Annotated in this window: 9 protein-coding genes; 7 read left to right on the top strand and 2 right to left on the bottom strand. The window is 40.3% G+C overall.

The genetic code is table 11. The annotated features are described in order from the left end of the window. Window positions 1-19 precede the first annotated feature (19 nt). Genes NXV01_RS21655 through NXV01_RS21645 form a run of 3 tightly spaced genes read left to right on the top strand, consistent with a single transcriptional unit; the run spans window position 20 to window position 4,848 of the window. Window positions 20-2,470: a polysaccharide lyase family 8 super-sandwich domain-containing protein gene (locus tag NXV01_RS21655; protein WP_195649453.1), complete on the top strand. Its 2,451-nt coding sequence runs from the start codon at window positions 20-22 to the stop codon at window positions 2,468-2,470. A gap of 38 nt (window positions 2,471-2,508) precedes the next feature. Then, window positions 2,509-4,020: a fimbrillin family protein gene (locus NXV01_RS21650; RefSeq protein WP_195649454.1), complete on the top strand. Its 1,512-nt coding sequence runs from the start codon at window positions 2,509-2,511 to the stop codon at window positions 4,018-4,020. Between the two features lie 12 nt (window positions 4,021-4,032). Beyond that, on the top strand, window positions 4,033-4,848 hold the full coding sequence (locus tag NXV01_RS21645; protein ID WP_258981274.1) for a fimbrillin family protein: 816 nt from the start codon (window positions 4,033-4,035) through the stop codon (window positions 4,846-4,848). 99 nt (window positions 4,849-4,947) lie between these two features. Here the strand turns inward: NXV01_RS21645 and NXV01_RS21640 are convergent, their stop codons facing one another. Both NXV01_RS21640 and NXV01_RS21635 read right to left on the bottom strand, forming a co-directional pair. Beyond that, window positions 4,948-7,008 (bottom strand): M48 family metallopeptidase, encoded by a 2,061-nt coding sequence (locus tag NXV01_RS21640; protein ID WP_148364870.1) that lies wholly within the window; start codon window positions 7,006-7,008, stop codon window positions 4,948-4,950. A 193-nt stretch (window positions 7,009-7,201) separates the two neighbouring features. Then, the gene (locus tag NXV01_RS21635) at window positions 7,202-8,437 is read right to left on the bottom strand and encodes a fucose isomerase (protein WP_217721106.1); all 1,236 of its coding nucleotides are present in this window, start codon (window positions 8,435-8,437) and stop codon (window positions 7,202-7,204) included. Between the two features lie 180 nt (window positions 8,438-8,617). Here NXV01_RS21635 and NXV01_RS21630 point away from each other — a divergent pair, with 180 nt between their 5' ends. From NXV01_RS21630 to rimI, 4 genes are all read left to right on the top strand, one after another. Beyond that, on the top strand, window positions 8,618-9,817 hold the full coding sequence (locus NXV01_RS21630; RefSeq protein ID WP_148364872.1) for a pyridoxal phosphate-dependent aminotransferase: 1,200 nt from the start codon (window positions 8,618-8,620) through the stop codon (window positions 9,815-9,817). A gap of 40 nt (window positions 9,818-9,857) precedes the next feature. After that, the gene (locus tag NXV01_RS21625) at window positions 9,858-11,102 is read left to right on the top strand and encodes an ABC transporter permease (protein ID WP_259023216.1); all 1,245 of its coding nucleotides are present in this window, start codon (window positions 9,858-9,860) and stop codon (window positions 11,100-11,102) included. A 130-nt stretch (window positions 11,103-11,232) separates the two neighbouring features. Beyond that, window positions 11,233-12,699 (top strand): RimK family protein, encoded by a 1,467-nt coding sequence (locus tag NXV01_RS21620; protein ID WP_259023215.1) that lies wholly within the window; start codon window positions 11,233-11,235, stop codon window positions 12,697-12,699. A 2-nt stretch (window positions 12,700-12,701) separates the two neighbouring features. After that, window positions 12,702-13,154 (top strand): ribosomal protein S18-alanine N-acetyltransferase, encoded by a 453-nt coding sequence (gene rimI, locus NXV01_RS21615; protein ID WP_167511765.1) that lies wholly within the window; start codon window positions 12,702-12,704, stop codon window positions 13,152-13,154. Window positions 13,155-13,178 lie beyond the last annotated feature (24 nt).

Raw genomic sequence — 13,178 nt, 5'->3', positions numbered from 1 at the left:
AGTAAATAGAGGATTAGTTATGAAAAAGAATTGTATATATGCGATTGTCCTTCTTTGGATAGGAGCTCTGGCTGTTCAGGCTCAGAATGAGGAGCGCCGGTTATCGTTTGATAATTTGTATCGGTATTCCAAGGATGCGCAACAAGTGAAAGATGATAAAAAAGAAAAGGCAATCAAGACATTTCGGAATCAGTATGCTACAGTTCCTTATCGTGCATATGATTTAACAAAGATAAAAATATCAGTACCTGAAATTCTTGCATTCCTGAACGATGATGGTACATTTACAGATTGGACAGGCAGGGAAAAAAAGGTGATTGAAGGGAAAGATGCACAAGAGATGGGATTGTTTATTACAGATGCAATGAATCGTCTATGGAAACTTTCGGAAGAGTTCCGCAACGACCGGATGGGAGTTTCATTGGATAAAGATGTGTTTCGTAAACTTCAGAAGTCTATACTTTATTATGGTAATCTTGAGGTGAGTCGCAGTAATAAGGTGAACCGCTTTCATGCTTCCTGTTTTGCTATTCCTACAGCTGCGGTGAATATATACTATTGTTTCCTGAAACAGATGGATGCGGTGGAAAACGGGAAAACAAAAGATCAACAGTTGGTTGATATGTGTGAAATGCTGAAAGCACTGGCACTTCAGTCGTGGACACAGCCCCTGCGGAATGACGAGACGGATAAAAATGTAGTACAGATAGAACGTTTTCGTAACCATGTATGGTGGGTAGGCGGTAATGCGCTGGCATATCGTCCGTTATTGCCGGTAGCTATGATGTATAGATCTATCCCGATGGTCGATCTGCTGGTTCAGGTAGCCCAGGGAGGGATAAGTTATACTTCACAGAATACATATAATACCGCTTTCTGGACAGAAGGTTGTACGGCGGATGGCGCAGGTTGGGGACACGGGATGCAGTGTCTTGTCTGGGGATATCCTATTGATGGAGGAATTAATGCGTTAAATATTTTGGGTGCGTTAAAGAACTCCCCGTGGGATAAGAAGTTGACCGATGAGAATATAGAAACCTTGCTTAATTTTATCCGGGGAAGTAACTGGTATTACTACAAAGGAAATATAACTCCTTATATTGACCGATTTACGGCCCGTTACACTCCGGCTAAAGTTGATATTCGTACACTGGCCATTGTTGATAAGTTGCTTAAAGATTGGTCGGATTCTTTCACGCCAGTGCAGAAAAATGAACTTCGTTGTTTTCTGCATGATGCCCGCAAACGGTTAATCAGTATGAATGGCTATTCCGACGGGATGTATAATGGTACGCGTTGGTTTTTCAATAATGATGACCTGATAAAGAAGAATGATCGTTATCATATGATTGTCAATATGGCATCTGTTCGTTGTGACGGACTGGAAAGCGCAGTGGCGGCCGCTGATGAGTATAATTTTTACCCTGCGGATGGCATGACTTTATTTCAGAAAAGTGGAAATGAATATCGTAAAGCTATTGGAGCGTGGGATATAACTATGACTCCGGGAGTAACCGCCCGTGAGGGAGCGGAAAAATTAATTCCGGTTACTAACTGGAGAGGATATTGCAGTAAACATAATTATGCGGCTGCTTCGACAAATGGCGGAGAGAATGCTGTTGCCGGATATATCTTTGAGAAGATGGATGCCACGGATAAGATTGAATCTGAAAGAAAGAAAAATATTCCGCTTAAGAATGAGATACTTTATGGAGTGAAAGCATACAAGTCTTATTTTATGTTGAAGGACTATATGGTAGCCTTGGGTGCCGGAATAACGAATCTGACTCCTCAGATGCAGGGAACTATCCGGACTACCATTGACCAGCCTGAAAAGGAATCGGAAGTTGTTGTTTGGAGCAATGGTAAAATATTGCCGGTGGGTGCCGGCATGCAAAGTTTTCCTAAAGACGGTACATCTTTCTGGGTGGTGCAGAAAGGTAAGTTTGCATATAGCATATTGCCTCAGTATACCAAGAATGCATCTTTTATATGCGAGACTCTGAAAACGGACTGGGTAAAACGTAATTCAGCCAATAAAAGCATAAAAGATCTTCCATCGCAAGTTGACATACTTCGTTTATGGATTGACCATACACAAAATCCGGTGAATGATACTTATGGGTATGTTGTATATGCGGGTGATGGAATGCCGGAAGCGGAATTACCCTTTGAAGTATTGCGTAATGATACATTAGTGCAGGCTGTAAAGTCTAAAGACGGCAAAGTGATCGAAGCTGTCTTCTATCAATCGGGGGAGGTATTAGATAAGGGTGATGTAAGATTGGAAGTTTCAGCCCCTTGTACGGTACTGATTGAGGATATTAACGGGAAAATTACCATTTCCGTGACAGATGCTGCCATGAATGCAGGGCTGAAAGAGATTGTGCTTCAGTGGAACGGCAGACATATTCCGGTGGCAATGCCGCAGGGTGCATTCTGTGGTAAGCCTGCAAATATTACGTTATGAGAAGATTTATAATGATTAATAATAAAATAAGATACAATATGAAAAACAATCTGTTTTATTCGATTCTAGTGATATTGTCGGCTGGCATCTTTTCGGGGTGTAGCGATGATGAGAAAGTGGAAGCGATCATAACTCCCGCAGTCATACAGGGCACAGTGTATACATTTGATGTGGATGAGTCGGGTGTACAATGGGAAAATAATCAGATGATCGGTGTTTCTATGCTGAAAGCCAATTCAACGGAGATCATCATGCCCTATCATAATATAAAGCATAAAGCCACTGTTTATCCTGTTGGATATTTTTCTCCTGTTTCCACAGATGAAGTACTGTATTATCCTGAAGATGGAAGTAAAGTCGATATAGTGGCTTACTACCCGTATAAAGATAATCTAAAGGATGACTTATACCCTTTGAATATTGCGGATCAGACAGTAGCGGATAATTTCAGCTTTGTGTATGCCAATAATAGTAAAGGATTGAATAGGGATAATAAGAAAACAATGATGGAACTTCGTCCGGTAGTTGCAGAGTTGAATGTAGAGTTGGAAGCCGGAGATGGAGTAAAGGATGAGTATTTGGTAAATGCTACCATTAAGTTGACGGGGCTGCCTACCAAAGCAAATTTTAATCTGTTGACAGGAAGTATTCAGGATATAACAAATGTGCAGGACATCCTGCTTCCTGCGTATGAGGAAAGTGAGGGAAATGGAGCGTCCGGACGTATCTTACCGTCGACAGCCACTAATGGATATTACGTCGAAATTGTTCTTCCCGGAATGGGGGGACGAACAGAAAAGATCAGTTTGGCGAGCTGGTTATCGGAGATTAAGAGTGGAATTCGTTATAGTGGAGTGGTTAAAGTCAGCTTGGATAAGATTGAATTTATCAGTATGGATGAAGAGCCTATTAAGGACTGGGAAGAAGATGATAATGTGATTCAAGGAAATGGCTCTAGTTTTTTGGTGAGACCTATCTCCAGTCTGTTATTGGGTGATTTGAAAGCCTCTGCTGGGAATAATCCGTTTGCTGCTAATAGTGGCATTCCTATGGATAGTTGGTTCAAAACGGTAAATGCTACATCTGTATGGTGGAATTCGACGATACAATTAGATGAGCAATTGAATCATAATGTGTTATATCTGTCTCACACCGGAGGTACAGCCGGATGGTATCAGTCTTTTGTTGGGTATCGAATGAGTAAGGCAGAGCTAGGCGAATATATTCTGAAGTTCAGAGTAAAGGGAACCGGAAAAATTAATTGCTTTGTGAGAACGTCAACAAGCAAATGTCCATTATTGACTGCACTTGTAGGCGGTAAATATCCGACTTACAAGGAAGTAACTGCAACATCAGAGTACGTGGAATATTCCGTCACTTATAATTTTGCGAGAATGGGAGTAAGCGGAAGAGCTTCTTATGCGGATGCTGACGCCACGGATGCTTCTGTAGCCGATTATGATGATTTCTACATTGGTTTCTATCCAACGGCTACCAATTCGAATTTCTATTTGGATCATGTATCTTTGACAAAGGTAAAAGAGAATTAAACAGTGAATAATATGAAAAGATTTAATATACTATTGGTAATGTCTGCATTTATAGGGAGTTTTACTTCTTGTAGTCAGGATGCAGAGAATGAATTGGTTCCATCTGCTAAGGTAGTCAACTTCGATGTGAATATATCAAAGACGCGAACCGTTACAGAGGGAAAAGTCACTTCTTTCGTTGAGGATGACCAGATAGGAGTTTTTGGTGTAAAACGCGGAGCATCAGAGGTGTTGAACCAGAATGTGATGTATGCTTACACTGGCAACGGAAAGTGGCTCGCGGATAAATCAATCACTTATCCATTGGATAATTCGCCTATCAATTTTTATGCTTATTATCCTTATGGGGATCATTCGACCACAAATTTTGATTTTACAGTTTTGTCTGATCAGTCAAAGGATAATGGTTACGCACAGAGTGATTTGTTAGTAGCTAAGAATGAAAAGGCTCTTCCGGGAGAGGGAGCTGTCAGTTTACAGTTTGGGCATATGATGGCGCGGATTGAAGTAAAACCGGCTTTGCCGGATGGTGTTACGTTGACTTCGGTTGCTCTGCTTAATGTGCTAACTGGTTCATCTGTAGATTTAATCAACCAGACTGCAACAACTAAAACCGACGCATCCGCTTCATTATCTACTATCACATTAATGAAAGCGGGAGATGTATATAGGGGAGTTCTTCCTAAACAGACTTTGGCTGGTAGAATCTTTGAATTTGTGGGAATAAATGAGGCCGGACAAAAGGTGATGTTTGATTATACATTGGAGAATGCTACTGCTCTGACTGCAAATAAGATAACTCTATTTGAAATTAACTTGCAATATTAGTTTTCGGAGTAGATAAAAGATAATACGGAATGAATCCTAAAAGCTGATTGTCCAGCTTTTAGGATTCATTTTTATCAGTATGTCAGCAGGATGATACATTTATTTTTGTTGAACGATATTATCAATGATATTCCCAAGCTTTATTTTCGCATCCTTATCTACTTTATCTAATAAATAAGAATAGAAAACTTTAGATTGGATCATTGTGTTGACATATTCAATATTAATCTCGGAGAGCTCTGACTCATCATTGGGACTTTCAACGAATGATTTCAACTGATTGATAGTTTCCGGTACAGTAACTTCTGACAGTATTTTCCAATCACACATACTCATCGTTTGTTTTATATCTTTTTCGAGAGCATTAACTGTCTTTTTGAGTTGCTTGATATTTTCTTCATCGCGGTTTATAGGTCGATTAAATTCTGCAATGAGTGCATTGATTTGATCGGTTAAAGGAATGTCGTATTGGTCTTTAAATTCTTTCACAAAGAAAATAGCATTATACAATGAATTGACTTTTTCTTTTAATGAAACATCGTCCATTACGCGGTATAATATATACTTATAAATATCATGGTCTATTTGTTTTATTTTCTCGAATAAGGAAAGTATATATGTCCGGTGCTTATCCATGGGAAGTTTGTCAATGGAGCATTTTTCTCCGAGATAAGAAATACTCTCTATTTCCAATTCTTTGTTGTAGACACTGCATAGTGTATTCCAATCGTCTGTGGCTATTGAGTATTCTTTTATTATCTCACTATTGGATAGAGAAAATGGATTTTCTGTTTCTTCGATGGTAACCAGACTTCTGTCAAATGTAGCTATATCCCTTTGCAGAAAGGTCTGATATTCTTCGGGGATTGTGTTTTTGCGATAATACTCCTTATACCATTGCGTAAAGTCTTCGTTGGAGATAATTTTCATTTCATCTTCCGGGGTTTGTGTGTTTTCTGCAATTTGTGCTTCTATGATTTGGGATATTTCTTCTTTATACTTGTCAGGTAATAAAGTCCAGGAAGATGATAAGTCATTTTCGGATATTTCTCCGCTCTGTATCGGTAAATGTGATATTCTGCTGCTTAATGATGGGTGGGTATCCCATACATTTTCAACAACAATCCTCGATTCCGGATATTGTGATGGAATATCTTTGTTCATTAAGCTTTGAGAGCGGAGGGGTATTTGATTTTTATAAGTAATGAAATCTGTGATAATCTGGTGCGATTCAAAAATGTTGCTGACTTTCTTTTTCTCTTCGGAAAGGTCAGTCAGTCCGTTTCGGGTGATTTCAAAAGTAGTTCCCAAAACCTCGATTTTTCGTAATGCGGATGCAAAAACCTGGTTGCCTACATAGCTGCATGCGATGGCATCTGCGTCATATTCCATCTGCCGGGACAAACGGAAATAGGAACGGTTGACCACTTTGTACATATTCTGTAGAATCTTTCTCACCAGATTAGTGAACCGTCTGGTTAACATTCCGAAAACGGCAAGAAGCTGAACCGGTAGCATACACCATTTATCTACCCATTGATCCCACTTGTCTTCTTGAAAAGCAAGATTGTATAAAACAGTATTCGTAATATAAACGCTGGAACCTATTTTCATACTTTTCTGTGAGAAATGTCCGAATTCATGAGCCAGAATGCCTTTCAGTTCCGAAGTATTGGTGGAAGTGAATAATCCCAAGCCAATTTCCAGATTCTTTTTTACAGGGAAAAAGATACTCCAGAAACTTGTGTCATAAAAGACACATGCATTGACGTCCGGTGATAAATACACCTTTTTAGGCATCGGACATTGGGTTGCAGAAGCCACCTCACGAATAGCATTGAACAATGCAGGGCACTCTGCTTCGGTAACGAGTCTTCTATTTGCATTGATATTCTGGGTTTTGGAGAATATGAACTTAACCAGATAAATACCGAACATGACAGAAAAACCGATTCCGCCTATCATTGCTCCTATCAATATCAAAATCAGCCTGAAACTGGAGATGGCTGTAAAATGCAGAAATCCCCAGACGGCAAACCGGTATGCTATCCATAACAGGAACACTCCCAATGCAATGAGTCCGATGTATACTAAGATAAATAAAGCTATTCTGAAAAGAACACTAATAGAATGTTTGCGGATGACGTCTTCAGATTCCATGATATTAGATATGAGATTGTTTTGATATACAAAAGTATCATTTAGTTTTCATATCTTCTATTATAAATGGTGGTTTTATTTGGTAAATTTTATTTTGTATGGATATACCTGTATAAAAAGCACTTTCTTAATAAGCGGATGAATTGTTTTGCTTATCAGTAAAGTGCCTTCTTTGAGAAATTAATAGAGAGTGCTATTCTGTCCGCTTACAAGCATTCGCCTGGAAAAACTCATTCAACGTATCTTCATAATTTCCATGAACCATAATATGATGATTTCCCAACGGATTTCTCAGGAAATACTCTGTTGGAGTATTCATGCGGATGCGTATTTGTGTACGGCACATATTAATATAATTGGTATTTTCAGTTAATGTTCCTGTAGATAAGTAATATTCATCCAGACATTCACCGCCGCATTTTATGATCGTTACATCCCCCGTCGGAAGTAACCCTTGTATGGCAATTCCTTTTTCTGTTTCAAAATGATTTCGGATAATATATCTCTCCGTTTGTTTGAGACCTACGGTGCAATGTGCCAATATCAGTTCATTAGTACGGGTATTGATCATGGAAGGATTTGCCATAAATCCGTCTTTACCCGTAAGTGCTTTAACTGCTAATAGCGTAAAAACAGACTGGAGATCTCCTTCACAACCTGCTATTATCCCGTCATCATTCAATAAAGATAATGCCACGCATCCGGTAGTGTCGATTTGTTCAATCAGTTTAAAACAGCTTAATGTCAGTGCTTCCAGATTTTCTTCCTGACATACCTTTTTTATCGCCCGGTATAGTCGCATTGATTTGATTAAATCTTCGGGAGTCCCTTCGCGACAGGCAAGAGCTTGAGATGCTACAGCCGCGCATGACGCTCCTACCTGGTCATCTGTGATTTGTTGAAAATGATCATAAATCCGTTCCAATGGAATATCTACATATTCAATTCCCCAACGGCGCTTAGCCAGCAAGTAGTCCACGTTACTGGCCACTAACCAGGAAGAAGGACTTCCGATGACTCCGATACGTTTGCCGAATAAGGAACGTTGTGCCCGGAAATTATTATAAAGTGTATGGATACGCAGGATAATGGCTGGTAGTTCACCGTGTAGAATCTCACTTTTCATTCCGCGTCCCCGCAGCCAGGTAGAGATTTCCAATGCAGCTGCAAGGGAGTTCTGCATGCCGTCCGCCAGTAAAATGGCAGGGCGGGGAAGGTTTTCGAAATGCTGTATGACCAGTCTTTCCACCCCGCCGGTAGCGATGAAAATGATTCTGAAATCATCACTATTAAGCTTGTCCATATCTTGATAGTCGACCAGCTTTACAGTATAATATTTTTCAATCTCGCTTAAAATAGCTTCGTGCGAGCCTCTTAGCGAGGATTGTTTGTGAAGGATTGAGGCGAATGAGATAAGGTGTATGGTCATTATGATATTGTTTTAAGTTTTCTGTATGACAAATGTATAGCTTTCTTTTCAAATTACCATAACGATTTTAACCTTGCTAAGGTTTTTAAAGTTTTTATGTCTCTGTATTCAAATTATTGCGTACATTTGCAGCTCCAAGTTAAATAGTAAATAGTAAATTGTAAAATAGTCAATAAAATTATGCCAACCATATCCATTCGCGGAAACGAGATGCCTGCATCTCCTATCAGAAAGCTGGCTCCTTTGGCAGATGCTGCCAAGCAACGCGGAGTCCATGTGTTTCACCTGAACATCGGACAGCCTGATCTGCCCACTCCTCAGGCCGCGATTGACGCGATACGCAATATTGATCGTAAAGTACTGGAATATAGTCCCAGTGCCGGTTATCGTAGTTATCGCGAGAAATTAGTGGGATATTATGCAAAGTTTAATATCAATCTGACTGCAGACGATATAATCATTACATCGGGAGGTTCGGAAGCCGTACTTTTTTCCTTTCTTTCTTGTCTGAATCCGGGAGATGAAATTATCGTTCCGGAACCTGCATACGCTAACTATATGGCATTTGCCATCTCTGCCGGAGCAAAGATTCGCACTATTGCTACGACCATTGAAGAAGGCTTTTCCCTTCCGAAAGTAGAGAAGTTTGAAGAACTGATTAATGAACGTACCAAAGCAATCCTGATTTGTAATCCGAATAATCCGACCGGTTATTTGTATACTCGTCGTGAAATGAATCAGATTCGTGACTTGGTGAAGAAGTATGATTTGTTTCTTTTCTCCGATGAAGTATATCGTGAGTTTATATATACAGGATCTCCTTATATCTCTGCCTGCCATCTGGAAGGAATTGAGAATAATGTCGTACTGATTGATTCCGTATCCAAACGTTATTCAGAATGTGGTATCCGCATCGGTGCGTTGATTACCAAAAACAAAGAAATACGTGATGCTGTCATGAAGTTCTGCCAGGCACGCCTAAGTCCTCCATTGATTGGACAGATTGCCGCAGAGGCTTCTTTAGACGCTCCGGAAGAATATTATCGTGAGACGTATGATGAATACGTTGAGCGTCGTAAATGCCTGATTGACGGTTTAAACCGTATTCCCGGTGTTTATTCACCCATTCCGATGGGAGCTTTCTATACAGTGGCCAAACTTCCGGTAGATGACTCCGATAAGTTCTGTGCGTGGTGTCTTTCTGATTTTGAGTATGAAGGTCAGACTGTATTCATGGCTCCGGCTTCCGGTTTTTACACCACCCCGGGTTCCGGAATCAATCAGGTTCGTATTGCTTACGTATTGAAGAAAGAAGATTTAACCCGTGCACTTTTTGTCTTGCAGAAGGCTTTGGAAGTGTATCCGGGAAGAACGGAATAAATTTAAGTATTAAGTATCAGGTATTAAGTATTTATACAAATTGTCTCTATCACTTTTCATAGCCCGGCGTATCTATCGTGAAAGCGATGGCGGAAAGCAGGTGTCACGTCCTGCGGTCCTCATTGCCATGGCGGGTATTGCTATTGGTTTGGCTGTAATGATTATTGCAGTGGCGGTAGTCATCGGGTTTAAAAGTGAAGTGAGAAATAAAGTTATAGGGTTCGGATCGCATATCCAGATTACCAATCTGGATGCGGTCAGTTCTTACGAAACTCATCCGATTGTGGTAGGAGACAGTATGATGACTGCTCTTGCTGATTATCCGGAAATAAGTCATGTACAGCGTTTTTCTACTAAACCGGGAATGATTAAGACGGATGATGCTTTTCAGGGAATGGTATTAAAAGGCGTAGGTCCGGAATTTGACCCTCATTTTATAAAGAAATATTTGGTGGAAGGCGAGATACCTGTTTTCAGTGATTCTGTTTCTTCCAATCAGGTGCTTATTTCCAAGGCGTTGGCCACTAAGATGAAGTTGAAACTGGGAGACAAGATATACACCTATTATATACAGGACGATATCCGTGCCCGGCGTCTGACAATTGCCGGAATTTATCAAACGAACTTTTCCGAATACGACAATCTCTTTTTATTGACGGATCTTAATCTGGTGAATCGGTTGAACGGCTGGCAACCGGAGCAGGTGACCGGTGTAGAGTTACAGGTGAAAGATTACGATAAACTGGAGGACATAACGTATGAAATCGCAACCGATATAGATAACCGGATGGATAAACTGGGCGGTGTGTATTATGTGCGTAATATCGAACAGTTGAATCCGCAGATATTTGCTTGGCTCGACTTATTGGATTTGAATGTATGGGTCATCCTGTTTCTGATGATAGGGGTGGCCGGTTTTACTATGATTTCTGGCCTGTTGATAATCATCATCGAACGTACCAATATGATTGGTATTTTAAAAGCATTGGGAGCCAACAATTTCACGATTCGTAGAACCTTTCTTTGGTTTGCAGTCTTTTTGATTGGTAAAGGCATGCTTTGGGGCAATGCCATTGGTTTGGCTTTCTGTATTCTTCAGTCACAGTTCGGACTGTTTAAACTTGATCCGGAGACTTACTATGTGGATACTGTTCCGGTTTCCTTTAATGTATTACTTTTCGTTTTGATTAATCTCGGCACTTTGTTTGCATCTGTATTGATGCTGATTGGTCCTTCATTTCTGATCACTAAGATCAATCCGGCAAGCTCCATGAGATACGAATAATCCTCTTTTTTCCTATCTGATTTTTACTGCAAAAATAATTTGGTCCATTGCGTGATGTGGAGTGAATAATATGTCTATATTTGCGCCCAATTTACTTAATATCCTCTTGTAGGTTTAATTTTTAACCATTATGAATAATGTGTTAATTCTGTTGGATAATCTGAATGACTGGAAACCGTATTATGAGACAAGTAGTGTCCTGACTGTTTCCGACTATCTGAAAAACAAGCCGGTGGAGAAAGACCGGAAGTTAGTTATTAATCTTAGCAATGATTACAGTTATAACTCTGAAGGGTATTACTGTTCGCTGCTAGCCCAAACGAGAGGACAGAAAGTCATTCCGGATGTTGATATCATCAACAAAATGGAGGCCGGAACGGGGGTGCGGATGGATCGTAGTCTGCAAGCCCTTTGCTATCAATGGATACAGAAGAATGACATCAAGGATGATATCTGGTATCTGAATATCTACTTTGGCAAATGCCGAGAAAAAGGTCTGGAACGGATTGCACGTTTTATTTTCGAGAATTACCCTTGTCCATTGTTGAGAGTGGCTTTGAATACTCATCCCAAAAATCAGATTGAGGGCATTCATTTTCTTCCCCTGAATCAGCTCAATGATGAAGAGCAGGATTTCTTTGCCAATACGCTGGATAACTTTAACAAGAAAATATGGCGTGCACCGAAGTCGGCAAAGGCTTCCCGCTATAGTCTGGCTGTATTGGTCGATCCACAGGAGAAATTTCCTCCCAGCAATAAAGGCGCTCTGCACAAATTGACGGAGGTAGCTAGGAAAATGAATATCCATGTGGAGATGATTACCGAAGATGACGCTATTCGTTTGCTCGAATTTGATGCCTTGTTTATTCGTACTACAACGTCGCTCAATCATTATACATTCCATTTGTCACAGTTGGCTGCACAAAACGGAATGGCTGTCATTGACGATCCGCTGTCTATCATCCGGTGCACGAATAAAGTGTATCTGAAAGAACTTTTTGAGAAAGAAAAGATACCTGCTCCCAAGTCTACATTGATTTTTCAATCCAACCATCATTCGTTCGAACAGATAAGCGAACAGGTAGGCGCTCCTTTTATCCTGAAGATACCGGATGGCTCTTATTCCATTGGTATGAAAAAAGTGTCGAACGAAGAAGAGTTGCAAGCCAGTCTGAAGATACTGTTTGAAAAATCGGCTATCTTGCTGGCACAGGCATTTACTCCAACGGAGTTTGACTGGCGTGTCGGTTTATTGAACGGTGTACCGCTCTATGTTTGCAAATATTATATGGCAAAAGGACACTGGCAGATTTACTGTCACTATGATTCGGGCAGAAGCCGTTGTGGATTGGTAGATACGATTCCTATTTATCAGGTGCCTCGTGTGGTATTGGATACAGCTGTTAAGGCTGCCAATCTGATAGGAAAAGGGTTGTATGGAGTCGATCTGAAAATGGTGGATGATAAGGCTTATGTAATTGAAATCAATGATAATCCGAGCATTGATCATGGACTGGAAGATGCCATTATCGGTGATGAAATGTATTACCGTTTGTTGAATCACTTTGAACAAGCGTTAGAAACGAAACATTATTGATTATGGAGCCGATAGTCGTCCGTAAAGCACAGCAGGCAGACATTCCCGCTATTTTGGAAATAGAGTGGGAGTGTTTTCGGGAAGACAGTTTCTCAAAGGAGCAGTTTGCCTATCTGATAAGTCGTTCGAAAGGAACTTTCTATGTGATGATGGAGGGAGATAGGGTGATTGCTTATGTTTCCCTGTTATTTCATGGGGGAACTCGTTATTTAAGAATCTATTCGATAGCTGTTCATCCGGATTATAGAGGAAGAGGACTGGGGCAGGTATTGATGGATCAGACGATTCAGACGGCCGGCGAATGTAAGGCTGCAAAGATTACGCTTGAAGTGAAAGTGACCAATACTTCCGCTATCGGACTATATATGAAAAATGGCTTTATTCCTGCAGGAATAAAGCCATGCTATTATCACGATGGTTCGGATGCTATTTATATGCAGCGATTGATTCAATAATAAGTCTACTTTCTCACGAAATCC

The organism is Bacteroides sp. BFG-606, from assembly GCF_024788145.1.
GTDB lineage: Bacteria > Bacteroidota > Bacteroidia > Bacteroidales > Bacteroidaceae > Bacteroides > Bacteroides vicugnae.
Note: the sequence above shows the minus strand (reverse complement) of the source record. Positions and strands in the feature narration are given on the sequence as shown.

Bases quoted from the DNA above. Each gene is read 5' to 3' on its own strand.
- NXV01_RS21630 (WP_148364872.1), top strand. From the start codon at position 8,618: ATGCCAACCATATCCATTCGCGGAAACGAGATGCCTGCATCTCCTATC.
- NXV01_RS21650 (WP_195649454.1), top strand. From the start codon at position 2,509: ATGAAAAACAATCTGTTTTATTCGATTCTAGTGATATTGTCGGCTGGC.
- NXV01_RS21655 (WP_195649453.1), top strand. From the start codon at position 20: ATGAAAAAGAATTGTATATATGCGATTGTCCTTCTTTGGATAGGAGCT.
- NXV01_RS21645 (WP_258981274.1), top strand. From the start codon at position 4,033: ATGAAAAGATTTAATATACTATTGGTAATGTCTGCATTTATAGGGAGT.
- NXV01_RS21620 (WP_259023215.1), top strand. From the start codon at position 11,233: ATGAATAATGTGTTAATTCTGTTGGATAATCTGAATGACTGGAAACCG.
- rimI (WP_167511765.1), top strand. From the start codon at position 12,702: ATGGAGCCGATAGTCGTCCGTAAAGCACAGCAGGCAGACATTCCCGCT.
- NXV01_RS21640 (WP_148364870.1), bottom strand. From the start codon at position 7,008: ATGGAATCTGAAGACGTCATCCGCAAACATTCTATTAGTGTTCTTTTC.
- NXV01_RS21635 (WP_217721106.1), bottom strand. From the start codon at position 8,437: ATGACCATACACCTTATCTCATTCGCCTCAATCCTTCACAAACAATCC.